Consider the following 22,262-nt stretch of genomic DNA (forward strand, 5'->3'; position numbering starts at 1 on the left):
AGTCAGCGGCGGGTCCGTCTCCGCCCCCGGCCCGCGCCCCCCCGCCCCCCCCCGCCCCCCCCCGCACGGCCGGGGTTACGACTCAGGCCACCAGGCTCGCGTACTCGCCGTGGTCGGCGATGTACTTCTCGACGTACCAGCACGTCGGCACCACCGAGAAACCGGCGTCCCTGGAGTCCTGGAGCGCGTACTCGACCACCTTGGCCGCGATGCCCTGCCCGCGGAACTCGGGAAAGGTCATGGTGTGGTGGAAGTCGCGGACCTTGGTGTTCTCGCGCTCGGCGTAGTCGGCGTACCCGGCCAGGGTGTCGTCGACGTAGATCTCGAATCGGGTGTCGGCGGCGTTGTGCTCGAGCCTGGTGGTCATGGTGGTGCCAACTCCTTCGTGCGCGGGAATGTTCCGGACTCCATCAGGGGCGCGGTTGCGTGGCGGGGGACCAGTCGCGGCCGTCGTGATAGCGGAGCAACCGTCCGTCGGACGGGTCCGGGTACCAGCCGGGTGCGACCGTCGAGCGCGGCTTTCTACCGGATCGAACAACAACGACAATGATGCCGCTGACCACCGCGAGCACGGCAACGAGGAGCACGAGCAGCAGGACGGTCGCGGACAGCATGCGCCGAGTGTATAAGCCCGGTGGGCGGGTTCCGCGTCAGAGGATCGCGCCGGGGTTGAGGATGCCGTGCGGGTCGAGCGCGTCCTTGATGCGCTGCGTCAGCGCCATCACATCGGGCCCGAGCTGGTCGGGCAGCCAGGCTTTCTTGAGCCTGCCGACGCCGTGTTCGCCGGTGATGGTGCCGCCGAGGGCGATGGCCAGGTCCATGATCTCGCCGAAGGCGCGGTGGGCGCGCTCGGTGTTGTCGGCGTCGGCGGGGTCGTGCACGATCAGCGGGTGGGTGTTGCCGTCGCCCGCATGCGCGATCACCGAGACGGTCACGTCGTTGCGTTCGGCGATGGCGGCGACGCCGGTGACCAGATCACCGAGGCGCGGCAGCGGCACCCCGACGTCCTCGAGCAACAGCGAGCCGAGCCGTTCGACCGCCGGAATCGCGAAGCGCCGCGCCGCGGTGAACGCCTCGCCCTCCTCGGCGTCCTCGGTGTGGAAAACCTCGGTGGCGCCGGCCTTTTCGCAGGCCGCGACGATGATCTCGGCCTCGCGCGCGGCGAATTTCCCCGGTGCGTCGGACCGGGCGACCAGTAGCGCGGCGGCCCCGCGATCCAGCCCCATCCGCATCTCGTCCTCGACGGCGTTGATGGCGATGGCGTCCATGAACTCGAGCATGGACGGCCGCAGCGTGCCGGTGATGCCGAGGATGGCTTCGGTGGCGGCGGTGAGCGAGGCGAAACTCGCGACCACGGTGCTCTGCATCGGCTGCGCGGGCAGCAGCCGCAGCGTGAGTTCGGTGATCACGCCGAGCGTGCCCTCGCTGCCCACGAACAGCTTGGTGAGCGAGAGACCCGCGGAATCCTTCAGGCGCGGCCCGCCGAGCCGTACCGGAGTCCCGTCGGCGAGCACCACTTCCATGCCGAGCACGTAGTCGGTGGTGACGCCGTACTTCACACAGCACAGTCCGCCCGCGTTGGTGGCGGCGTTGCCGCCGATCGAGCAGATCTCGAACGACGAGGGATCCGGCGGGTACCAGAGCCCGTGCTCGGCGACCGCCCGCTTGACCTCCGCGTTCAGCAGACCCGGCTGCACGACCGCGGTCCGCGTGACCGGGTCGACGGTGATCGCGCGCATTCGCTCGGTGCTCAGCACGATGCCGCCGTCCACCGCGGTGGCGCCGCCCGACAGCCCGGATCCGGCGCCGCGCGGGACCACAGGCACCCGGTGCTCGTGCGCCCAGCGCAGGGTCGCCGCGACGTCCTCGGTGGTGGTGGCGCGGACGACCGCCGCAGGCGTGCCCGCGTCGGGATCGCGCGCCCAGTCCTGCCGGTAGCCGGTCAGTAGATCGGGATCGGTGAGCACTGCGCCCTCGGGCAGCGCGGCGACGAGTTCATGCAGGTCCACGCCTGTCCACACTATGCCGTTGCGGGCGACTGGTACGGCCGGACTGGTAATTCGCGGCGCGTCGGGCAAGAATCGCGGGTGCAGGGGCTCGCCGTGCGCGGACCGGCCGTCGTCGTGACGGCGGACGCCAGCGGCCGACGGATCGTTCGACCATTCCGGAGACCTGCCACGTATTCGGAGGGTTGACGGCATGCGGGTCGAATCACCGGACTACCGAGAGCTCGTCGATGCGCTGTTCGCCGACGAGTTCGCCGACGGCGCAGTCGATCTGGAGGCGCTGCGGAGCATCCACGCGGGCGAGTTCGGTACCTGGCTCACCGCGCTGGACCGGTCCGGATTGTTCGGCAAGGAGGCGCTGGCGACCATCGCCGGGCAATGGCGCCGCGATCCGAGGATCCTGCTGGACGCGCTGCTCGCCGACGCCGACGACGTCACCCGCCGCCGCTGGCTGATGGCGTGGTCGAGCCTGGACCGCCCGGAACCGCTGGGCCGGATCGGCTGATCGTTTGCCGGTGCGGCGGGCTCGGCCGAGGCCGCGCGGCCCGGCGACTATCGGAGCTGTCGGCCCGGATCGCACCGCGACCGAGATCGGCCGCGCTCCCGCGGGTTTGCCAACAGCTCACCTGACGGACACTTGCCGCTGCCATGCTGGCTGCGTGCCCGATCTGGCCGTCGCCACCGATTCCATTGCCGACCGGTTCACCCGTTGGTGCGAGATCGTCGTCGCGCGGCTGCCGTTGGGGCTCGACCGGGTGGTCCCGCCGACGTTGCTCGGTTTCGCGCTGATCAACAGCTTCACCTTCGGCGTCGACCTGGTGCTGCTGACGTTGTTCCACGGCTGGTGGAACTGGCCGGTGCCGGTCTCGATCACGGTGGCCTACATCTGCGCGTTCGGACTGGCCTTCGTGCTCAACCGCACCTTCAACTTCCACTCGCACGCCCCTGTCGGCAGGCAGGCCGCGGTGTACGTCGTGGTCGTCGTGATCAACTACCTTGCCTTCATTCTCGGCCTCGGTAGCGGACTGACCGCCCTCGGCGTCGAATACCACCTGGCGCGCCTACTCGCGGGCGCCTGCGAGGCCATCTATATGTACAGCGCGATGCGCTGGATCGTCTTCCGCAAGACCACCCCCGCAGCCTGACCGCTCCCACATAACGTCTGCACTCCTCGCATAGTCGGTGCCTATGTGAGGCGTACATATGGTGTGTGGGAGCGTGATGGTCAGCGGAGGTGCTCGACTTGGTCGCCGTCGACCACGACCACCTCGTCGTCGGTGAGGGCCCAGTGAGGGATCCCCGCGGCGCGGTAGTCCGCGGCGAGCCGGTTGCCGAGGCCGTCCGGGTCGGTGGGGGAGTCGATGTGCGGGACGATCCGGTGGTCGACGAAACCCAGTCCGTCCCAACTCGGTTCGACATCGCAGGTCGGCGGCACCTCGCGGGGATCGTCCATCGACTCCAGGCCGTGCAGGTCCGGGGTGAGCAGGCAGGCGCCCGCGCTGTACCCGGCGTAGACGAGCGCGTCGGCGGCGAGTAGCCGGGTGAGTGCGAGATCGGCTCCGCTGCGCGCGAATTGGGCACGCAGCACGAACGTGTTGCCGCCGCGCACCCAGAGCAGCGGGAACTCGGCGAGCCGCCGCTCCAGGTCCGCCGCGCGTCCGAGGTAGTCGCGCAGATCGAGCACCTCCGGCGCGTAGCCGAGCTTGCGCAGCGGCACCAGGTCGCTGGTCACCGCCGACGACCACGCCGCGGGCCAGGCGTCGCAGGCGTTGGGAATCACGGCGACCCGGCCCGGCCCGCCGACGAGCGCGGCGAGCCGATCCGCATGCTTGCCGAACCGATAGCTGGCCAGGAACAGTCGCACGGCTCAGAGGGTGAAGGCCAGATGCCGGACCAGGCGGCCGCCCAGTTCCTCGTCGCCCGTGACGGCGATCTCGTCGAGGTGATCGGCCGCCTGGCGGCGCCCGCCGCCGAGCCGCACGAAAAGCCCGGAGTCCATGGTGATCTCGACATCGGCGGGACCGTCGAAGGCGTCCACATAAGAGGCGCGCTCGTCGACCGCGATGCGCAGGGTCTGCGGCAGCGCGCCGGTCAGCACGAAGGCGATGCGGGACCCGGTGGGCGCCTTGCCGAGCTTGACGACCACCCGCGGCACCGACCCGGCGAACTCGGCGAACGCCAGCTCCGCGCGCCTGCCGCCCTCGTCCACGCGGACGCCGAGCGCGTCGGCGATGTCGAGTTCGTGCATCCAGCAGTCGAACAGCCGCACCCGCATGAACCGGCCGTAGGGGACCTGACCGATCGGCGAGACGGTGGGTGTCGTCCATGCGGCGTCGTCCATCTCGCGCAGCGCCGCGAGCCGTCGGTCCGCCACCTCGCGGAACAGCTCCAGCAGACGCGCGCCGGGCAGCGGCCGCAGCCGATCGACCCAGATCTCGTTGAGCACCGCGGTCTCGTTGCGGACGTGCGGCAGCGACCGGACGTCGGTCTTCTCGCGCATCGGATCGTGCGGCGGCGGCTTCTCGCCGAGCAGCCACGATTCGGTGCCGATCACGTGCGCGACCACGTCGAACACGGTCCAGCCTGGCAGCCGCGACGGTGTGCGCCACCGGTTTTCGTCCAGATCGGCGACCAGGGCCGCGATGGCCTCCCACTGGTCGGCCAGTAGCGCGGTCAGCTCGGCGCGGTCCATCGTCTGGTCGATCATGCCTGCGTTCCTTCCTCGGTGCCCACGCCCTCGGTGTCGTCTTGACGTGCCAGCGTCGCCAGGCCCGTCCGGATGGCGTCGGCGGTGCTCTGCGGGTCGTGCGGCCTGCGCAGCAGGAAGCCCTTGGCGAAGCTGAGCTTGTCGCCGTGCCTGCGCGGGATGACGTGCAGGTGGAGGTGCGGCACGGTCTGGAACGCGGCTCTGCCGTCGTTGAGCACCAGGTTCGCACCGTCGGCGGCGAGGCTGCCGCGCCGCATGGCGAGCGCGATCCGGTGCCCGGCCCGGAAGACCAGCGCGCCGAGATCGGCATCGAGATCCGCCAACTCGGTCGCGTGCCGCTTCGGCACGATGAGTGTGTGCCCACGCGCGACGGGGCGGATATCGAGGAACGCGCACAGCAGTTCGTCCTCGTAGACCTTGGTCGCCGGAGCTTCGCCCGCCACGATGCGGCAGAAGACGCAGTCGTTCACACCCGCGACCATACGGTGTACGAGTGGCGCGGAACACCCCGAACCCTCCGTCGAACATGACGCCCGTCACTCCGAGGCCCGGTCTCGAGCGCCTGACCAGTTCGCTGATGTTCCGGTAAGTAAGAGACCTCTAGGTTCGTTCTTGTGGCGCTCACCTGCGCGGACGAGTATCGCAGTCGAGGTGATCGCGGCGGCGTGCTGGGAACGGAGGTGGCGACGGGCCGCGCCGACTTGGTGCAAATCCGGCATATGGGCGAAATCCGGCCACGCCCTGTGACGGGCATCTCAGCTACGCTCACCGCGAGCCGGGTACAGTTGCGAGGATTTTCGGCGAACTTACTCGCAAGTAACTTCATCTGGACATCGGTCGGTGGCCAACAGCCAGCACGAGAAGGAAGTCTGACAGTGGAGACAACGCAAAACGTTGGCGACTCGTCGCCGCGCGGCGCGCGTGTCGGAGTCGTTCGCGAGTCCAACGCGGGCGAGCGGCGTGTCGCTTTGGTGCCCAAGATCATTCCGGCGCTGCTCAAGCAGGGTGTGGAAGTGGTCGTGGAAGCCGGCGCCGGACTGGGTGCGCTCATTCCCGACGAGGCCTACGTGGAGGCCGGCGCGACCATCGGCGATCCGTGGTCGGCCGAGGTGATCGTGAAGGTGGCCCCGCCGAGCGACGCCGAGGTGGCCAAGCTGTCGGGCGGGCAGACGCTGATCGGATTCCTGGCCCCGCGCAATGCCGACAACCAGATCCCGGCGCTGAAATCGGCCGGTGTGCAGGGGTTCGCGGTGGAGGCGATCCCGCGTATCTCGCGTGCGCAGGTGATGGACGCGCTGTCCTCGCAGGCCAACGTCGCCGGATACAAGGCCGTCCTTTTGGCCGCGTCGGAGTCGACCCGGTTCTTCCCGATGCTGACCACCGCGGCGGGCACGGTGAAGCCCGCGACGGTGCTGGTGCTCGGCGTGGGTGTGGCCGGGCTGCAGGCGCTCGCGACGGCCAAGCGCCTCGGTGGCCGCACCACCGGTTACGACGTGCGCCCCGAGGTCGCCGATCAGGTGCGTTCGGTCGGTGCGCAGTGGCTGGACCTCGGCATCGACGCCGCCGGTGAGGGCGGTTACGCGCGTGAGCTGACCGAGGAAGAGAAGGCCACCCAGCAGCAGGCGCTCGAGGATGCGATCAAGGGCTTCGACGTGGTGATCACCACCGCGCTGGTGCCGGGTCGTCCCGCGCCGCGGCTGGTGACCGCCGCCGCGGTGCAGGGCATGAAGCCGGGCTCGGTGATCGTGGACTTGGCCGGTGAGACCGGCGGTAACTGCGAGCTGACCGAACCCGGTGAGACCGTGGTCAAGCACGGTGTCACCATCGCTTCGCCGCTGAACCTGCCCGCGACCATGCCCGAGCACGCCTCGGAGTTGTACTCCAAGAACATCGCGGCCCTGTTGGAGCTGATGCTGGTCGACGGCAAGGTGGCCCCCGACTTCGACGATCAGGTGCTGGCCGATTCCTGCGTCACTCGTGAGGTGAACTGATGTATACCGAACTGTTGGCGAACATCGCGATCCTGGTGCTGTCCGGGTTCGTCGGTTTCGCCGTCATCTCCAAGGTCCCCAACACCCTGCACACCCCGCTGATGTCGGGTACCAACGCCATTCACGGCATCGTCGTGCTGGGCGCGTTGGTGACGCTGGGCCGGGTGGAGGATCCCTCGATCGGCATCCAGATCATCCTGTTCGTCGCGGTGGTGTTCGGAACCCTGAACGTGGTCGGTGGTTTCGTGGTGACCGACCGGATGCTGGGCATGTTCAAGGCCAAGAAGCCGGTCGCCGCGGTCGAGAAGGCGGGCGAGTAACTCATGGACAACTTGGTCAACATCCTCTACATCGTCGCGTTCTCGCTGTTCATCTACGGTCTGATGGGCTTGACCGGCCCCAAGACCGCCGTGCGCGGCAACTGGATCGCCGCGGTCGGTATGGGCATCGCCGTGGTCGCGACCCTGATCGCGGTGCGCGACACCAGTAACTGGATCATCATCGTCGCCGGTCTCGTCGTCGGTGTCGCGCTCGGCGTGCCACCGGCCAGGTTCACCAAGATGACCGCGATGCCGCAGCTGGTGGCCGCGTTCAACGGTGTCGGCGGTGGCACGGTCGCGCTCATCGCGTGGGCGGAATTCCTCGACACCACCGGCTTTTCGAACTTCCAGCACGGTGAGGAACCGACCGTGCACATCATCGTCGGCTCGCTGTTCGCCGCGATCATCGGTTCGGTGTCGTTCTGGGGTTCGCTGATCGCCTTCGGCAAACTGCAGGAGATCCTGCCCGGCAAGCCGATCGGTGTCGGCAAGCTGCAGCAGCCGCTGAACCTGCTGCTGCTGGTTGTCGCGATCGCCGCGGCGGTGGTGATCGGCCTCGGCGCCGCCGACGGCGGCGCGCCGTGGTGGTGGATGGTGCTGCTGCTCCTCGCCGCCGGTGTGCTCGGGCTGATGGTGGTGCTGCCCATCGGCGGCGCGGACATGCCCGTGGTCATCTCGCTGCTCAACGCGTTGACCGGTTTGTCGGCCGCCGCGGCAGGTCTGGCGCTCAACAACACCGCGATGATCGTGGCGGGCATGATCGTCGGCGCGTCCGGCACCATCCTGACCAACCTGATGGCCAAGGCCATGAACCGTTCCATCCCCGCCATCGTGGCCGGTGGATTCGGTGGCGGCGGCACCGCGCCCGGCGCGGGTGGCGGTGAGCAGAAGCAGGCCAAGGCCACCTCCGCGGCCGATGCCGCGATCCAGATGGCCTACGCCAACCAGGTCATCGTGGTGCCCGGTTACGGTATGGCCGTCGCCCAGGCCCAGCACGCGGTCAAGGAAATGGCCGAGTTGCTGGAGAAGAAGGGTGTGGAGGTCAAGTACGCCATCCACCCGGTCGCCGGTCGCATGCCCGGACACATGAACGTGCTCTTGGCGGAGGCCGAGGTGTCCTATGACGCGATGAAGGAAATGGACGACATCAACGGCGAGTTCGGCCGCACCGATGTCGCCCTGGTCATCGGCGCCAACGACGTCACCAACCCCGCCGCCCGCGAGGACGCCTCCAGCCCGATCTACGGCATGCCCGTGCTCAACGTCGACCAGGCCAAGAGCGTGATCGTGCTCAAGCGGTCGATGAACTCCGGCTTCGCCGGCATCGACAACCCGCTGTTCTACGCCGACACCACCTCGATGCTGTTCGGCGACGCCAAGAAGTCCGTCGGCGCGGTCACCGAGGAGCTGAAGGCGCTGTAGAGCTCGAGGCGCTGTAGAAAGCAGTACGGCGGCCCCTCGCTCCACCGGAGCGGGGGGCCGCTTCGTTTCGTCGTGGGTTTAATTCGGTGGACGCCGCCGGTCCGACACGCCGATCATGGTCGGAATGTTGGAACGCAAGGAACCACTTCGATTGATCGGGCCCGAGACGGGTCCGGCCGATCCGGCCGAGAGCCTGCGGTGGTCCGTCGCACTGGACTCGTACTACTCACCGCGCGATGTGCTCGACGTGCTCGCGCTGACCCCGTTCGTCCGAGGCGATCAGGCCCGCTACCGAAAGAAGCAGCTCGAACGGGTGCGGGTCGACGCGCCGCTGCGCCCGGCGGGTTCGCGGGTCGCCCGCGCCATCGAGGAGGACAACAGCAGGTCGATCCTCGTGGTCGGCGACGGCTGGACACTGCGCGCCGACCGCTGGGCCGACCGGTCCGCGGTGGTCGAGGTCACGGCCGTCACCGACGAACTGGCGGACGACATTCTGGCCGAATCGATCCGGGACGCCGAGGAGCCGTCCCCGGTGGACGACGGCATCCAGATGGGATTCTGGTACCTGCACGGGCAGCATGGTCCGCGGCGGCGTCAACACGACATCGAGACACCGGTCTGGCCGGATATCCGCCGCAATTACCCGGATCTGGCCGCGGCCGCGCTGGACCGGCTGATGGCATTGTCGCCGAACGACATTCGCGGTCGGCTGCTGTTGCTGCACGGCCCGCCCGGCACCGGGAAGACCACCGCGTTGCGCGCGTTGGCGAGGGCGTGGGCGCCGTGGTGTCAGGTCGATTGCGTGATGGATCCGGAGATGCTGTTCAGCCAGCCCGGCTACCTCATGTCGGCCGCCACCGAGGTCGACGGCGAACAGCGCCGCTGGCGGCTGCTGGTGCTGGAGGACTGCGACGAGCTCATCAGGGCCGAAGCGAAAGCATCGGCGGGCCAGGGGCTTTCCCGACTGCTGAACCTCACCGACGGCATGCTCGGCCAGGGCCGCGACGTGCTCGTCGCCATCACCACCAATGAAGACCTGTCTCGCCTGCACCCCGCCGTCACCCGCCCCGGCCGCTGCCTGGCGCAACTGGAGATCGGCCACCTCTCCGCCGCCGAAGCGCGCCGTTGGCTGGGCTCTTCCTCCGCCACCGTCCCCGACGAGGGCGTCTCCCTCGCCGAACTCCTCGCCCTGCAACACGGCGCGAACCGCATCGACACCACCGCGGCCCGGCCGGAATCGGGGATGTACCTCTAGGAGTGCGTGCGCCGGAGAACCAGCACCCGTCGCGCGACGCCCAGGTACCGTCGAAGTGGTGCCAGCCATGACGGTCGACGGGCGAACGCGCCTCGCGCGGGGTGCGGTTTTCACGGTATTCGGTCTGAACGGGTTCCTGCTGGCGATGTGGGTGGTGCACATCCCGGTGATCACCGATCGGACGGGTGTTTCCCATTCGACGTTGGGCATGTTCATTCTGCTCATGGCCGGTGCGGGCATCGTCGGCATGCGGATCGCGGGGCCGCTCGCCGACCGGTTCGGCAGCGGCAGGCTGGTGGGCGCGGCGGCGTTCACGGCATCGGTGGCCGTGCTCGGTCCGGGATTCGCGACCGGCCCGGTGTCGTTGGGTGCGGCACTGGCTTGCTTCGGGTTCGGCAACGGCGCGTTGGACGTCTCGATGAATGCCCAAGCGGTGCAGGTCGAGCGGGCCTATGGACGTCCGATCATGTCGGCGTTCCACGCGCTGTTCTCCGGCGGCGGGCTGCTGGGTTCGCTGCTCGGCGCCGCCGCGCTGCGCGCGGGCTGGGACGTGCGCGGCACGCTCGTCCTGGCCTCGGTGGCTTGCCTGGCGCTGGTGGCCGCAAGCGTTCCGCGTCTGCTGCCCGGTGCCGCCACGCCGCACCGGCCGGAGCCGCCCGGCTCGGAAGTGATCGGCCCCGCGCACACCGAGGACGCCGCCGACGTCCCGGAACCCGGGCACGGGCGCAAGGTGCTGGCGTTGGCCGCGCTCGCCTTCGCGGTGCTGCTCGCGGAAGGCGTCGCCGCCGACTGGAGCACCCTGCACATGCGCGAACACCTCGGCGTCGACCAAGCCACCGCCGCGCTGGCGTTCGGCGCGTTCTCTGTGACCATGACCGCGGGCCGCTTCGCCGCCGACCGCGTCAGCGGCGCGTTCGGCCGGGTCGCCGTGGTCCGCTACGGGACCCTGCTCGCCGCCCTCGGCCTCGGCCTCATCATGCTGTCGCCTTGGACGCCGCTGACGCTGACCGGTTGGGCGCTCTGCGGCCTCGGTCTGTCCGGCAGCGTCCCGCAGATCTTCACGGCCGCGGGCAATCTCGGCACCCGCACCGCCGCCACCGACATGTCCCGGGTCTTCGGCCTCGGCTACCTCGGCCTGCTCGCGGGCCCCGCCATCATCGGCTGGCTCACCGAACTGATCCCGCTCACCACCGCCATGGTGGTCCCGCTCGTCGCGGTACTCCTCTGCGCCTGGCGAGCGGGTGTCGTCGCCCCGGCGGAGCCGGAGCCAGCCGTCGAATCCCCCAGCGATACCAGGGCCTCCGACGATGCCCACTGATCAATGTCACGCAGCTGCTGCCCCTGGCGTCGAGGCCGACACCCGACGGGGAGAGAAAGGCGGTTCACGACGGCGGCCCGCGAGCCGAAATCCGACTCCCCTCGGCTCGCGCCGACCGCAGGGCAATTGATCGGCTGTCCTTCGCCAACGTAGCGGCTCGCCACGGTGACCCGCCCGATTCATGGGCAACCTCGCCGCGCAGCGCATCGTCGCCAACCGCGATCGATCACCACCCTCAGCACCCACCCGCAGATCCGGTCCGGGACATCGTTGGCCCGAGCGATCCGGTTGCGTGGCGCTCGCCGTTGAACTCCACGTCCGCGGGTGGGTACATTCCTCGCCTTATCTTTCAACCGGTCTTCGCCATCCGCTATTCCGTCGGATCGCATCACCCGTCACATCGAGCCGTACCCCGAGGCGACGTTGCCTCTTGCTCGAATCCCGTGCCGTTGCCGAGTATTCGGCGTCGAACCGCGGCTCAGTGCACGGGCACCTCCGGCGCCGCCCACACCCCGGCCCCTGCGGTCTCGGCGACGTACTCGGCGAAATCCTTGGCCTCGCGGCCGAGCGCGCGCCGCACGCCGTCCGTGACCGCGGAGTTCCGGCCGTCGAGCAGGGTGCCGAAGAGGTAGTCCAGCAGACTGATCTCGTCCGCAGGCACCTGGTATTCGGTCAGACCCGCAACGAATTCCGTGCGGGTGATCGGGACGAACCCGATGTCGCGGCCGGTCGCCAGCGCGATCTCGGCGGTCGCCTCGGCGAAGGACAACGCGCGCGGTCCGGTGAGTTCGTAGACCTCGCCGTCGTGCCCGGATTCGGTCAGCGCGGCGACCGCTACGTCGGCGATGTCGTCGGCGTGCACGAACGGTTCGGGCACGTCGCCGTTGGGCAACGCCACCGCGCCGGACAGGATGTAGTCCGCGAACGCGCCCTCGCTGAAGTTCTGGGCGAAGAACGCGCAGCGCACCACGGTCCACGCCAGTCCGGATTCCCGTACGATCCGCTCGCAGTCCAGCGCCTCCGGTTCGCCGCGTCCGGACAGCAGCACCAGCTTGCGCACGCCGGCGGCTTCGGCGGCCGCGCTGAACGCCCTGATGACGTCCGGAGCGCCCGGTGCGGCGAGATCGGGCTGGTAGGCGAGGTAGACGGCGTCCACATCGGTCAGTGCGGGCCCCCAGGTGGCGCGGTCCGTCCAGTCGAACGGAATCTCCGCGGAGCGGGACCCGATGCGGACCTCGTGCCCGCCCGCCGCGAGCCGGGCTGCCACCCGGGAACCGGTCTTACCGGTGCCTCCGGTGACGAGGGTGCGGGGCTTGGCGTTGTCGCTGCTGTTCATGTACCAAGTACATCGCCCGGAGCCGAGACGGAACATGGTTCAGCCGCTCGCAACCATGCGTCTGCGTCTACCCTGGACACGTGGATGCGCTCGCCAGTCTGCTCGAAGGTCCGCGCGCCAGGGGCGCGTTCCTGATGTGTTCGCTGCTCGATCCGCCGTGGTCGTTGCGCATCCAGGACGAAGCGCCGCTCACCGTGCTGTCGATGATCCGCGGCACCGCCTGGATCGTCCCGGACCGGCCTGCGCCAAGCGCGAAGCCGAAAACGCAAGAGCCGAGCAGGGTTTCGACCAGCGAACCGCGCCAACTGCACGCGGGCGACGTCGCCATCTTCCGCGGCCCGCACCCCTACACCGTCGCCGACGACCCGGCGACCCCGCCGCAGATCATCATCCACCCCGGTCAGGTCACGAAGACACCCGACGGTGAAATCCTCTGCGAGACGCTGAGTCTGGGCGTCCGCCAATGGGGAACCGATCCGGAGGGCGCCACCATGATGGTCACCGGAACCTACGAGTCCGCCGGCGCGGCGAGTCAACGTCTGCTGCGTGCCCTGCCGCCCATCGCGGTGCTCCCGCACGGCGATTTCGACAGCCGTCTGCTCGACATCCTCGCCGACGAGGCCACCAAGGATCAGCCCGCCCAAGGCGCGGTGCTGGACCGCCTCCTCGACCTGGTGCTGATCGCCGCGCTGCGCGCCTGGTTCGCCCGCAACGACGCGCCCGCCTGGTACCACGCCTACAGCGATCCGCTGGTCGGCAAGGCCCTGCGCCTGCTCCAGCACAACCCGGCGCACGGCTGGACCGTCGCGAGCCTCGCCGAGGCCGTCGGGGTGTCGCGCGCCGCGCTGGCCCGTCGATTCACCGATCTGGTGGGCGAACCGCCGATGGCCTTCCTCACCGAATGGCGCCTCGCGCTCGCGGCCGACCTGCTCCAGGAATCCGACGCCACCATCGAGGCCATCGCGCGCCAGGTCGGCTACGGTTCGGCGTTCGCGCTCAGCGCCGCCTTCAAACGCCACTTCGGGGTCAGTCCGCGCGACCACCGGCTAGGCGCGGCCGCCGCTGAGCTATCGTCGGCCGGGTGACGCAGCAGTATCCCGTGCTCTGGCCGATGCCGACCCGGTGGGCGGACAACGACCACTACGGCCACGTGAACAACGTGACGTACTACTCGTACTTCGACACCGCGGTGAACGCCTGGTTGATGCGCGCGACCGGCACCGACATCAGGGATCTGCCCGCGCTCGGCGTGGTCGCGCAGACTTCGTGCCAGTACCTCGGCTCGATCAGTTTCCCTGACCAACTCCAGGTCGGCCTGCGCATCTCCCGGCTCGGCCGTTCCAGCATCACCTACGATCTGGCGATCTTCCGCGACGCCGACGGCTCACTCGAGCTCGTGGCCACGGGCGTCTTCGTGCACGTCTACGTGGACTCCGAGACGCGCAAGCCGGTCGAGATCCCCGAGGTGATCCGCACCGCGGCCGCCGAGCTCGTCACGGACTGACGGCGCTCTCGGCGATCCCGAGCCGGAGCCGTTCGGTCAGCCAGGCGCGGAACCGCGGATAGTCGGCCTGCTCGGCCAGGTCGACCTGGCACTCGCCCGGCACCATCCGCCCGATGTCGTCGAGGTCGACGCCCGTGCGCGCGGTGCGCACGAACGGCTGGTCCATGGCCAAGGCGAGCGCGAGTGCGTCGGCCTGCATGGTGCCGGGATGGAAGGCCGCGAACCATTGGTCGATGTGGGCGCGGATCAATGCCCACGGACCGTCGGCGCCGGCGAGCAACCGGTATTCGGTTGCGTCCGTGGTGATCTCGTTGTCCGGGACGAAGCTGATGTTCGACGGAAGCACACGCAGCGGCATCCCGGCATGCAGCACGGTGCGAGCGGCCTCGACGTCGAGCCGGACGTTGTGCTCGGCGCGGTCGGCGTGCCGATAGGTGAGCCCGCCGCCCATCTGGGTGATCCGCAGACGCCGCGCATCGGGAACCGAGGTGAGGACCGCGGCGAGATTGGACAGCGGACCGATGCCGAGCCACCGGATCTCGCCCGGATGCGCACGCAGCGCCGCGTCCACGGCGGCGGCGACGTCCGTCGGCTGTTCCGGTACCGCGTCGGGAATCAGACCGTCAGCGGCCCAATATCTTTCGTTCCCCAGATCGATGCCGGCCACGACCTGGACATCGGAGCGGCCGAGCAGATCGAGCAGGTGGCGGGTCAGACGCGCGCGCCTGCCGCCGCATTCGTCGCTCGTCACGACCAGCGCGAGCTCGGGCAGCCTGCTCGCCGCCGCCAGCGCGATCGCGTCGTCCGGGTCGCCGCCGAGATCGGTGTCGATGATCAGCACGCGAGCGCCTGGATCACACGCTCGTCAGAGACGTCGCCACTCACGGAAACGGCATGCGCGCCAAGGGATTCCGCCGCCGCGGCGGCCGACTCCGCGTCGATGTCGGCGACCATGACGCGCACTCGGCGCTCGGCGAGCCGCCGCGCCAGAGCCGCCCCGATCCCCGCGCCCGCCCCCGTGACGATCGCGACCTTTCCCGAAATCCCCATGCCCGCACCATACGCGGCCGGAGCTCAGCTGGTTCCGGCCAGTCGATCCAGCAGCGGCGCGGTACGCGGACCCACCAGTTCCCGCATCACCAGCGCCATATTGGTGCGCTCGACGCCCGGAATCTTGAGGATCTGCCCGGCGATTCGATAAAGATCGTCGGCGTCTTGGGCGACGACCCGGACGGTGAGATCGGTGAGCCCTGTCATGCCGCACACCTCGGTGACCTCGGGGACCTCGGCGAGTTCGTCCACCACCGAATCCAATTGGTGCTGATCGACGACCACCGCGACGAACGCGGCGAGCGGATACCCCAGCGCCCTTGGCTGCACCCGTCGTTCGAAGCTCCCGAGCACGCCGCTGGCCTCCCACCGCGACAGCCGCGCCTGCACGGTGTTGCGGGAAAGGCCGAGGCGGTTGGCCAGTTCGACGCCGGTCGCCCTCGGATTGGCCACCAGCTCCAGCAGCAGGCGCGCGTCGGTGGCGTCCAACGTGGCGTCGACGGGTTCCTTACTGGACATACAACGCAGTATGACACCAGCCGGGCGGGCCGATTTGAGCATTCTGCTCATTCGTGTCTCGGGCACTTGCGCAGACCGCTTTCTCGTGGATGCTGTGAGGTAGGACACATTCGTGCTCGGCGCAGATGAGGAGGCGAGCGGCCATGGCGGAGAAGCCCACATACCCGGTGCAGTTGATCCAGCCCGACGGCCGCCGTGTTCTCGATCGCAGGCACGCCGCGCTCGTCGCGGACGTCGGACCGGACCAGCTGCGCGCGCTCTACGAGGACATGGTGGTCACCCGCCGCATCGACGTCGAGGCGACCGCGTTGCAGCGGCAAGGACAGCTCGGCCTGTGGCCGCCGCTGCTCGGGCAGGAGGCCGCCCAGGTCGGCTCGGCGCGCGCGCTGCATCCCGACGACTACGTGTTCTGCAGCTACCGCGAAGCCGCCGTCGCCTACTGCCGCGGCGTCTCGCCCGCCGACCTCACCCGGCTGTGGCGCGGCGCGGCGCACTACTGCTGGGATCCGGGCACGGTGAACATGACCAACCCGAACATCGTGGTCGGATCGCAGGGCCTGCACGCCACCGGATACGCCTACGCCGCGCACCTGGACGGCGCCGAGATCGCCACCATCGCCTACTTCGGCGACGGCGCGACCAGCCAGGGCGACATCGCCGAGGCGCTCGGCTTCGCCGCGAGCTGGAGCGCGCCGGTGGTCTTCTTCTGCCAGAACAACCACTGGGCGATCAGCGTGCCGGTGCGGGTGCAGAGCGCGACGCCGATCGCGCGGCGCGCGTACGGGTACGGCATGCCCGGCGTGCAGGTCGACGGCAACGACGTGCTCGCCGTGCTCGCGGTGACCAGGCAGGCCGTGGCGCGGGCGCGCTCGGGCGGCGGGCCGTCCTTCATCGAGGCGCTCACCTACCGGATGGGTCCGCACACCACCGCCGACGACCCGACCCGCTACCGCTCCGCGGCCGAGACCGAGGAGTGGAAGCGCCGCGACCCGATCGACCGGGTGCGCAGGTTGCTGGAACGGGAGGGTCTGCTCGACGAGGACTGGGAACGGCGGGTCGCCGCCCACGCCGACGACGTCGCGCGGCAGTTGCGCAGCGCGACCATCGAGATGCCCGACCCGGCGCCGATGGAGCTGTTCGACCACGTCTACGCGACACCGCATCCGCTGCTCGATCAACAGCGGCGGGAATACGCGGAGTACCTGACCGGCGACCCCGGTTCTTCCTCCGCGCGACCGGAAGGAGCACGCCCATGATCACTACCTTCGCCAACGCGCTGAACACCGGGCTGCGCCGGGCGCTGGAGGACGATCCGAAGGTCGTGCTCATGGGCGAGGACATCGGCAAGCTCGGCGGCGTCTTCCGGGTGACCGACACGCTGCAGAAGGATTTCGGCGACAACCGCGTCGTGGACACCCCGCTGGCCGAATCCGGCATCGTCGGAACGGCTTTCGGCATGGCGCTGCGCGGGTATCGCCCGGTCTGCGAGATCCAGTTCGACGGGTTCGTCTATCCGGCGTTCGACCAGATCGTCTCCCAGGTCGCCAAGATCCACTACCGCACCAAGGGAAAGGTGATCGCGCCCATCACGATTCGCATTCCGTTCGGCGGCGGCATCGGTTCGGTGGAGCATCATTCCGAATCGCCGGAGGCGTACTTCGCGCACACCGCCGGGCTGCGGGTGGCCTCGCCGAGCAACCCGGGCGACGCGTACCACCTTCTGCGCCAAGCGATCGCGCTGGACGACCCGGTCGTCTTCTTCGAGCCGAAGCGGCGCTACTGGGACAAGGCCGACATCGATTTCGGAGCCGCGCCCGAGCTGCCGATGGATCGGGCGCGCGTCTGCATCACGGGCGAGGACGCCACCCTCGTCGCGTACGGCGGCACCGTCGCCACGGCGTTGACGGCCGCGAAAATCGCCGCGGAGGAAGGGCATTCGCTCGAGGTCATCGACCTGCGCAGCCTCGCACCGATCGATTTCGACACCATCGAGGAATCGGTCGACAAGACCGGCAGGCTGGTCGTGGTGCACGAGGCGCCCGTCTTCGGCGGGCTCGGCGCCGAGATCGCGGCCAGGATCACCGAGCGCTGCTTCTATCACCTGGAATCGCCGGTGCTGCGCGTCGGCGGGTTCGACATCCCCTACCCCCCGGCTAAGCTCGAGAAGCATCACCTGCCCGACGCCGATCGCATCCTCGCCGCGGTCGATCGTTCGCTCGCCGCCTGACATCGATCCGATCCGAGAGGCGCTCCCGTGGAAGACGACGGCCACGTTCTGGAATTCCGGCTCCCGGATCTCGGGGAGGGACTCACCGAGGCCGAGGTGGTGTCCTGGTCGGTGGCCGTCGGCGACGACATCGAGCTGAATCAGACCATCGCGGAGGTGGAGACCGCCAAGGCCGTGGTGGCGCTGCCCTCGCCGTTCGCAGGCCGGGTCGAGGAGTTGCTCGTCGAGCCGGGGGAGACGGTCGAGGTGGGCGCGTCGCTGATCCGGGTGCGGATCGCGTCGCCCCCGTCGGCGGTGGCCGCCGACCAGACCGAAGCGGAGACGGCCGCGGCGCCGTCGCCAGGACCCGACACCGCGGACGGCAACGGCCGTAGATCGGTGCTCGTCGGCTACGGACCCGAAGGCGAAGCCGAGACGCGCAGGCGCAGGCCCGCGCCGGAAGCGCGCGCCGCGGCGACGCCCGCCGCTCGCAAGCTGGCCAAGGAACTCGGCATCGATCTGTGGTTCGTCGCCGGTTCCGGTCCGAACGGCGCGGTCACCGTCGACGACGTGCGCGGCGCGGTGCCCGTCTCACCGCCGCGGCCCTCCGCGCCACGGACCGATCTCGCGCCCGCGACGAGCACCGCGCCGTCGGAGTCGGATCAGAACGCCGGCGTCATTCGCCCCTCGGTGCGCGAGGAACGCGTACCGGTCGGCGGCATCCGCAAGCGCACCGCGGCGGCCATGTCGGCGAGCGCGCGGACGATCCCCCAGGCCAGCGCCTTCGTCGCGCTCGACTGCACCGCGTCGATGGAGCTGCTCGATCACCTGCGCACCACCAAATCCTTTGCCGGACTGACTCTCACGCCGCTGGCCTTGGTCGCCAAGGCGACGCTCGCCGCCATCGCGGAGTTCCCCGCCGTGAACGCCCACTGGGACGAGGCGAATCAGCAGATCGTCACCAAGCACTACGTCAATCTCGGCATCGCGGTGGCCACCGCCCGCGGCCTGCTGGTGCCCAATCTCAAAGAGGCGCAAACGCTCGGCCTGCGCGACCTGTGCCGCGAGATCGGCTGGCTGGCCGAGACCGCGCGCTCCGGTTCGGCGACACCGGCCGACCTGCGCGGCGGCACCTTCACGATCACGAACGTCGGAGTCTTCGGCGTCGACGCCGCGGTGCCGCTGGTCAACCCCGGCGAGGCCGCGATTCTGTGCCTCGGTTCGATTCGACGGCGGCCCTGGGTGTTTCGCGACGAGCTGGCCGTCCGCTGGGTGACCACGCTCGGCGTCAGCTTCGACCACCGCATGATCGACGGGGAACTTGCCGCGCGCTTCCTCACCACCACCGCCGGACTCCTGGAAGACCCGCTCACACTGCTCAGCCGGTAGCGGCGGTGCGCGTGCGGAGCGCCGAGCGCACGATCAGACCCGCGATCAGGGCCCAGAACGCGGCGCCGATACCGAGGAATCCGACGCCGGACGCGGCAACGAGAAAGGTGATCACACCCGCCTCGCGGTGCTCTTCGGCGCGCAGTGCACCCGCCAGCGCCGCGGCCAGCGTCGCCAGCAGCGCCAGCCCGGCCACCGTCTCCAGCGTGCCCTCCGGCGCGGCGGCCACCAGGGTGACCAGGGCCGCGGAGCCGAGGGCCAGCAGCACGTAGGCGACGCCCGCGGTGCAGGCCGCGATCCAGCGGCGCTTCGGATCCGGGTGCGCGGCAGGCGCGGCGGACAGGGCGGCGCTGATCGCGGCCAGGTTGATCGCGTGGCCGCCCGCGGGCGCGCCGAGGATGGTGCCGACGCCGGTGACGGTCATGGCCGCCCGCCACGGAACCTGGTACCCGAACGACCGCATCACCGCGGTGCCAGGGATGTTCTGCGAGGCCATGGTGACGATGTAGAGCGGGATCGCGATGCCGATCATCGCCTGCCAATTCCACTGCGGCAGACCGAGTTCCACCGTCGGCGCCATGGCGGCGAGATCGACGGCGCGATGCTCGGCCACGATGCTCACGCCGGCACCGACGGCGGCGACGCCGAACGCGGCGATCACCGCCCAGCGCTTGGCGAAGCGCTGTAGCACAAGCCACACCACGATCACCGGGACCACCACCGCGGGACTGGTCGCCACCGCCCGCACCGGCGCGAGGCACAGCGGCAGCAGCACACCCGCCAACATGGCCTGCGCGATCTCGACCGGAATCGCGGCGACCAGGTCCCCGAGCCGCTGCCACAGTCCGGTGATCACGATCAGCACGCCGGTCAGCGCGAAAGCCCCGAGCGCGGCCCGCCAGCCGCCCCCGATCGTGCCCGCGCCCGCGAGCAGCGCGGCGCCGGGCGTCGACCAAGCCAGCGTGATCGGCATGCGGTAGCGGTAACTGAGCAGCACGATCCCGACGCCCTGGGTGACGCACAGCGCGAGCAGCCCGGACGCGGCCTGGGACGAGGTGGCGCCGACCGCCGTCAACCCGCTCAACACCACCGCGAACGAACTGGTGAACCCGACCAGTGCCGTCACCACGCCAGCGCCGAGCGGCTGCGCGAGCCCGGCGGCGGGCGCTTCGCGCGGCGCGGTATCGAGGGCGGTGAGCGCGGAAAACTTGGCCATTGCCCGGATACTGCCGCTGGTCGCACGGCGTGTCACCGGCCAGTGCCCGGAAACTGGACCGACTTCGCGGACGGTTCCTATCGGCGGGTACGTCGCGCGACTGCGCACATCCGCGGCGGGCGATGCGTCGGCGTACCTCCGCCTTCGCTGCGGCCATGCGCGGGCTGTCGACGGACTTCGTCCGGCAGCGTCCATTAAGGTGAGAGGGTCGGCGCGCGAGGGAAACTGGACGAGGAGCTGGGTTGAGCGCGGTACTGATCTCTGCGGGGGAACTTCGGGAAGCACTGACGGACAAGCGGTTTCGCCTACTCGACGTGCGGTGGGCGCTGGGCGATCCGGACGGTCCGCAGCACTACCTCGACGGGCACATTCCCGGTGCCGTCTTCGTCGATCTGGAGACCGAACTCGCCGCACCGCCGTCGCCCGCGCGCGGACGGCATCCGCTGCCCGATATCGCGCAGCTGGAGAAGTGTGCGCGCAGCTGGGGCATCCGCACCGGCGACCCGGTGGTGGTCTACGACGCGACCGGTGGCATGGCGGCCGCGCGGGGGTGGTGGCTGCTGCGCTGGGCCGGTATCGACGACGTCCGCATCCTCGACGGCGGCCTGCCCGCCTGGACGAGCGCGGGCGGCGAACTCGTCTCCGGCGCCGAACCCGATCCGGAGCACGGTGACGTCGAGTTGCGACCCGGCAAGCTGCCGGTGGTCGACGCCGACGCCGTCGCCAAGTGGAAGGGCGTGCTGCTCGACGCCCGCGCGGGCGAGCGGTACCGCGGCGAGGTCGAGCCGGTCGACCCCAAGGCCGGACACATCCCCGGCGCGGTGAGCGCGCCGACCGCCGAGAACCTCGACGCGGACGGACGCTTCCGCGCGGCGGCCGAATTGCGCGAGCGTTTCGCCGGATTCGGCTCCGGCCCGGTCGCGGTGTACTGCGGCTCCGGCGTCACCGCGGCCCACCAGGTCGCCGCGCTCGCCGTCGCCGGTGTCGAGGCCGCGCTGTATCCCGGGTCCTGGTCGCAGTGGTCCAACGATCCCAAACGACCGGTCGCGACCGGAGCGCAGTAGGTTCCGGCTCGAGGCGCTCCCGCGGGTAGACCTTCGAGCATGGCGGCCGGGCACGCGGAACCATTGCGGACGCACGTCGTGACAATCCGCCGACGGCGGGCCATGTCGCCGCTCCGCTCGTGTCGCGACGGCAAGGCGCGGCGACGCACGACGGCGCCATGCCGGGGGCCTCGACTCACGGGCAGGTGTCTCACGGGCAGGTGCGCGCGATCTCGTGCAGGACAGCGTTGTCCGCGACGGTGACGGGCAGGTCGTAGCGCACCGCGACGGTGAGGTAGCGGCCCGCGTAGAAGCAGTGACCTGCGCGCGACGGCGGCAACCACCGCGACGGTGTGTCGTCGCCCTTGGCCTGGTTGACGCGCGCCGAGGTGGCCAGGAGATTGGTCTCGACATCGTTGGCGAACAGCACGCGCCGCTGCGGCGGCCAGGTGAACGCGCCCATGTCCCAGGCGGCGGCAAGCGGGTAGACGTGGTCGATCTGCACGGCGCCTGCGTCCGCTTTGCGGAAGGCGCTTCGATCGCCGGTATACGGGTCGTCGAGGGTGCCCGACACGACGACGCAGTCGCGCGTGCCCTCCCGGAAGCGCACGTCGGTGAGCTGGGCGGCGAGCACGTTGTTGCGGGTGTCGCAGCCGTCGTGCCCGCCTGCGCCTTCGTGGTCGTCGGTCCAGGACGGCCCGAAAACGCAGCCCTCTCCGTTGCCGCAGCCGCGCTCGTAGCCGCCGGGCCGCGGCCGCTCGGCGATCACCCTGACCTCGGCGAGCAACTGTTCGAGCTGGGTCCTGCTCGGACTGCCCGGTGCGGGGGCGACCGGCCCGGTGGACCACCCGCCGCAGGCGGCGAGCAGCAGCGCCGCGACCAGCGGCGCGAGCAACCGACCCCGAATGTCCGCACGCACAATGCCACTTGTACTCGTGTGCACCGACATTCGCGGGTCTCGCGAAAAGCGAGCCGATCAG

General features: G+C 69.9%; 24 protein-coding genes and 1 pseudogene. 13 read left to right on the forward strand and 12 right to left on the reverse strand.

What is annotated here, in order from left to right; translation table 11 throughout:
* Positions 1 to 82: 82 nt before the first annotated feature.
* From AB0H50_RS32815 to AB0H50_RS32825, 3 genes are read right to left on the reverse strand one after another with little or no spacing between them, the layout of a single operon-like run.
* The gene (locus AB0H50_RS32815) at positions 83 to 367 is read right to left on the reverse strand and encodes a GNAT family N-acetyltransferase (protein ID WP_357460419.1); all 285 of its coding nucleotides are present in this window, start codon (positions 365 to 367) and stop codon (positions 83 to 85) included.
* Positions 368 to 410: 43 nt separating this feature from the next.
* Entirely contained in the window at positions 411 to 614 is a 204-nt protein-coding gene (locus AB0H50_RS32820) for a DUF2510 domain-containing protein (protein WP_357460422.1), read from the reverse strand.
* 36 nt (positions 615 to 650) lie between these two features.
* A complete protein-coding gene (locus AB0H50_RS32825; RefSeq protein WP_357460425.1) occupies positions 651 to 2,009 on the reverse strand; it encodes an FAD-linked oxidase C-terminal domain-containing protein in 1,359 nt (452 codons plus the stop codon).
* Positions 2,010 to 2,199: 190 nt separating this feature from the next.
* Here AB0H50_RS32825 and AB0H50_RS32830 point away from each other — a divergent pair, with 190 nt between their 5' ends.
* The gene (locus tag AB0H50_RS32830) at positions 2,200 to 2,511 is read left to right on the forward strand and encodes a hypothetical protein (protein WP_357460427.1); all 312 of its coding nucleotides are present in this window, start codon (positions 2,200 to 2,202) and stop codon (positions 2,509 to 2,511) included.
* Positions 2,512 to 2,665: 154 nt separating this feature from the next.
* Positions 2,666 to 3,151 carry a GtrA family protein gene (locus AB0H50_RS32835; protein ID WP_357460429.1) on the forward strand — a complete coding sequence of 162 codons (486 nt, stop codon included), beginning with the start codon at positions 2,666 to 2,668 and terminating at the stop codon, positions 3,149 to 3,151.
* An 80-nt stretch (positions 3,152 to 3,231) separates the two neighbouring features.
* On the opposite strand, the gene AB0H50_RS32840 is transcribed toward AB0H50_RS32835, so the two are convergent.
* From AB0H50_RS32840 to AB0H50_RS32850, 3 genes are read right to left on the reverse strand one after another with little or no spacing between them, the layout of a single operon-like run.
* On the reverse strand, positions 3,232 to 3,870 hold the full coding sequence (locus AB0H50_RS32840) for a Type 1 glutamine amidotransferase-like domain-containing protein (RefSeq protein WP_357460431.1): 639 nt from the start codon (positions 3,868 to 3,870) through the stop codon (positions 3,232 to 3,234).
* 3 nt (positions 3,871 to 3,873) lie between these two features.
* Complete coding sequence (locus AB0H50_RS32845) at positions 3,874 to 4,713, reverse strand: maleylpyruvate isomerase family mycothiol-dependent enzyme (RefSeq protein ID WP_357460432.1); 840 nt, start codon at positions 4,711 to 4,713, stop codon at positions 3,874 to 3,876.
* Positions 4,710 to 5,183, reverse strand: coding sequence for an HIT family protein (locus AB0H50_RS32850; protein ID WP_357460434.1), 474 nt, complete (start codon positions 5,181 to 5,183; stop codon positions 4,710 to 4,712). Before AB0H50_RS32850 ends, AB0H50_RS32845 begins: the two co-directional genes overlap by 4 nt.
* Before the next feature lie 405 nt (positions 5,184 to 5,588).
* On the opposite strand from AB0H50_RS32850, the gene AB0H50_RS32855 reads away from it, so the two are divergent.
* The 5 genes and pseudogenes from AB0H50_RS32855 to AB0H50_RS32875 all read left to right on the forward strand — a co-directional run.
* Positions 5,589 to 6,704 (forward strand): Re/Si-specific NAD(P)(+) transhydrogenase subunit alpha, encoded by a 1,116-nt coding sequence (locus tag AB0H50_RS32855; RefSeq protein ID WP_357460435.1) that lies wholly within the window; start codon positions 5,589 to 5,591, stop codon positions 6,702 to 6,704.
* Complete coding sequence (locus AB0H50_RS32860; protein ID WP_357460438.1) at positions 6,704 to 7,024, forward strand: NAD(P) transhydrogenase subunit alpha; 321 nt, start codon at positions 6,704 to 6,706, stop codon at positions 7,022 to 7,024. Before AB0H50_RS32855 ends, AB0H50_RS32860 begins: the two co-directional genes overlap by 1 nt.
* Before the next feature lie 3 nt (positions 7,025 to 7,027).
* On the forward strand, positions 7,028 to 8,446 hold the full coding sequence (locus AB0H50_RS32865) for an NAD(P)(+) transhydrogenase (Re/Si-specific) subunit beta (RefSeq protein WP_357460440.1): 1,419 nt from the start codon (positions 7,028 to 7,030) through the stop codon (positions 8,444 to 8,446).
* 124 nt (positions 8,447 to 8,570) lie between these two features.
* A complete protein-coding gene (locus AB0H50_RS32870) occupies positions 8,571 to 9,701 on the forward strand; it encodes a DUF5925 domain-containing protein (RefSeq protein WP_357460443.1) in 1,131 nt (376 codons plus the stop codon).
* 40 nt (positions 9,702 to 9,741) lie between these two features.
* A pseudogene (locus AB0H50_RS32875) lies at positions 9,742 to 11,019 on the forward strand (MFS transporter); the annotation flags it as partial.
* A 478-nt stretch (positions 11,020 to 11,497) separates the two neighbouring features.
* Here AB0H50_RS32875 and AB0H50_RS32880 read toward each other — a convergent pair.
* Positions 11,498 to 12,355, reverse strand: a complete 858-nt coding sequence (locus tag AB0H50_RS32880) for an NAD(P)H-binding protein (RefSeq protein WP_357460444.1) — start codon at positions 12,353 to 12,355, stop codon at positions 11,498 to 11,500.
* Positions 12,356 to 12,435: 80 nt separating this feature from the next.
* On the opposite strand from AB0H50_RS32880, the gene AB0H50_RS32885 reads away from it, so the two are divergent.
* Together AB0H50_RS32885 and AB0H50_RS32890 are read left to right on the forward strand one after the other, a co-directional pair.
* A complete protein-coding gene (locus AB0H50_RS32885; protein WP_357460447.1) occupies positions 12,436 to 13,440 on the forward strand; it encodes an AraC family transcriptional regulator in 1,005 nt (334 codons plus the stop codon).
* A 26-nt stretch (positions 13,441 to 13,466) separates the two neighbouring features.
* Positions 13,467 to 13,859 (forward strand): thioesterase family protein, encoded by a 393-nt coding sequence (locus AB0H50_RS32890; protein WP_357460573.1) that lies wholly within the window; start codon positions 13,467 to 13,469, stop codon positions 13,857 to 13,859.
* On the opposite strand, the gene AB0H50_RS32895 is transcribed toward AB0H50_RS32890, so the two are convergent.
* The 3 genes from AB0H50_RS32895 to AB0H50_RS32905 are packed head-to-tail and all read right to left on the reverse strand — an operon-like array spanning position 13,849 to position 15,428.
* Positions 13,849 to 14,700, reverse strand: coding sequence for a nucleoside hydrolase (locus AB0H50_RS32895; protein ID WP_357460449.1), 852 nt, complete (start codon positions 14,698 to 14,700; stop codon positions 13,849 to 13,851). The genes AB0H50_RS32890 and AB0H50_RS32895 overlap by 11 nt on opposite strands.
* The gene (locus tag AB0H50_RS32900) at positions 14,694 to 14,909 is read right to left on the reverse strand and encodes an SDR family NAD(P)-dependent oxidoreductase (RefSeq protein ID WP_357460452.1); all 216 of its coding nucleotides are present in this window, start codon (positions 14,907 to 14,909) and stop codon (positions 14,694 to 14,696) included. The genes AB0H50_RS32895 and AB0H50_RS32900 overlap by 7 nt, the downstream gene beginning before the upstream one ends.
* Positions 14,910 to 14,933: 24 nt before the next feature.
* The gene (locus AB0H50_RS32905; protein WP_357460454.1) at positions 14,934 to 15,428 is read right to left on the reverse strand and encodes an Lrp/AsnC family transcriptional regulator; all 495 of its coding nucleotides are present in this window, start codon (positions 15,426 to 15,428) and stop codon (positions 14,934 to 14,936) included.
* A gap of 143 nt (positions 15,429 to 15,571) precedes the next feature.
* Here AB0H50_RS32905 and pdhA point away from each other — a divergent pair, with 143 nt between their 5' ends.
* Genes pdhA through AB0H50_RS32920 form a run of 3 tightly spaced genes read left to right on the forward strand, consistent with a single transcriptional unit; the run spans position 15,572 to position 19,023 of the window.
* On the forward strand, positions 15,572 to 16,684 hold the full coding sequence (gene pdhA, locus AB0H50_RS32910; protein WP_357460457.1) for a pyruvate dehydrogenase (acetyl-transferring) E1 component subunit alpha: 1,113 nt from the start codon (positions 15,572 to 15,574) through the stop codon (positions 16,682 to 16,684).
* Positions 16,681 to 17,655, forward strand: coding sequence for an alpha-ketoacid dehydrogenase subunit beta (locus AB0H50_RS32915; protein WP_357460459.1), 975 nt, complete (start codon positions 16,681 to 16,683; stop codon positions 17,653 to 17,655). The genes pdhA and AB0H50_RS32915 overlap by 4 nt, the downstream gene beginning before the upstream one ends.
* Positions 17,656 to 17,682: 27 nt before the next feature.
* Complete coding sequence (locus AB0H50_RS32920) at positions 17,683 to 19,023, forward strand: dihydrolipoamide acetyltransferase family protein (protein ID WP_357460462.1); 1,341 nt, start codon at positions 17,683 to 17,685, stop codon at positions 19,021 to 19,023.
* Here AB0H50_RS32920 and AB0H50_RS32925 read toward each other — a convergent pair.
* Positions 19,013 to 20,239, reverse strand: coding sequence for a benzoate/H(+) symporter BenE family transporter (locus AB0H50_RS32925; RefSeq protein ID WP_357460465.1), 1,227 nt, complete (start codon positions 20,237 to 20,239; stop codon positions 19,013 to 19,015). The genes AB0H50_RS32920 and AB0H50_RS32925 overlap by 11 nt on opposite strands.
* Before the next feature lie 254 nt (positions 20,240 to 20,493).
* On the opposite strand from AB0H50_RS32925, the gene AB0H50_RS32930 reads away from it, so the two are divergent.
* Positions 20,494 to 21,303: a sulfurtransferase gene (locus AB0H50_RS32930; RefSeq protein WP_357460575.1), complete on the forward strand. Its 810-nt coding sequence runs from the start codon at positions 20,494 to 20,496 to the stop codon at positions 21,301 to 21,303.
* A 190-nt stretch (positions 21,304 to 21,493) separates the two neighbouring features.
* Here the strand turns inward: AB0H50_RS32930 and AB0H50_RS32935 are convergent, their stop codons facing one another.
* Positions 21,494 to 22,201, reverse strand: a complete 708-nt coding sequence (locus AB0H50_RS32935) for an HNH endonuclease family protein (protein WP_357460466.1) — start codon at positions 22,199 to 22,201, stop codon at positions 21,494 to 21,496.
* Positions 22,202 to 22,262: the final 61 nt, after the last annotated feature.

Origin of the sequence: Nocardia sp. NPDC050793, assembly GCF_040654065.1 — a bacterium.
In the GTDB taxonomy this organism is placed as follows: Bacteria; Actinomycetota; Actinomycetes; order Mycobacteriales; family Mycobacteriaceae; genus Nocardia.

Coding starts and splice junctions, on each gene's coding strand:
- AB0H50_RS32815 (WP_357460419.1), bottom strand. CDS start 367: ATGACCACCAGGCTCGAGCACAACGCCGCCGACACCCGATTCGAGATC.
- AB0H50_RS32820 (WP_357460422.1), bottom strand. CDS start 614: ATGCTGTCCGCGACCGTCCTGCTGCTCGTGCTCCTCGTTGCCGTGCTC.
- AB0H50_RS32830 (WP_357460427.1), top strand. CDS start 2,200: ATGCGGGTCGAATCACCGGACTACCGAGAGCTCGTCGATGCGCTGTTC.
- AB0H50_RS32845 (WP_357460432.1), bottom strand. CDS start 4,713: ATGATCGACCAGACGATGGACCGCGCCGAGCTGACCGCGCTACTGGCC.
- AB0H50_RS32860 (WP_357460438.1), top strand. CDS start 6,704: ATGTATACCGAACTGTTGGCGAACATCGCGATCCTGGTGCTGTCCGGG.
- AB0H50_RS32865 (WP_357460440.1), top strand. CDS start 7,028: ATGGACAACTTGGTCAACATCCTCTACATCGTCGCGTTCTCGCTGTTC.
- AB0H50_RS32870 (WP_357460443.1), top strand. CDS start 8,571: ATGTTGGAACGCAAGGAACCACTTCGATTGATCGGGCCCGAGACGGGT.
- AB0H50_RS32880 (WP_357460444.1), bottom strand. CDS start 12,355: ATGAACAGCAGCGACAACGCCAAGCCCCGCACCCTCGTCACCGGAGGC.
- AB0H50_RS32890 (WP_357460573.1), top strand. CDS start 13,467: ATGCCGACCCGGTGGGCGGACAACGACCACTACGGCCACGTGAACAAC.
- AB0H50_RS32900 (WP_357460452.1), bottom strand. CDS start 14,909: ATGGGGATTTCGGGAAAGGTCGCGATCGTCACGGGGGCGGGCGCGGGG.
- AB0H50_RS32905 (WP_357460454.1), bottom strand. CDS start 15,428: ATGTCCAGTAAGGAACCCGTCGACGCCACGTTGGACGCCACCGACGCG.
- pdhA (WP_357460457.1), top strand. CDS start 15,572: ATGGCGGAGAAGCCCACATACCCGGTGCAGTTGATCCAGCCCGACGGC.
- AB0H50_RS32915 (WP_357460459.1), top strand. CDS start 16,681: ATGATCACTACCTTCGCCAACGCGCTGAACACCGGGCTGCGCCGGGCG.
- AB0H50_RS32925 (WP_357460465.1), bottom strand. CDS start 20,239: ATGGCCAAGTTTTCCGCGCTCACCGCCCTCGATACCGCGCCGCGCGAA.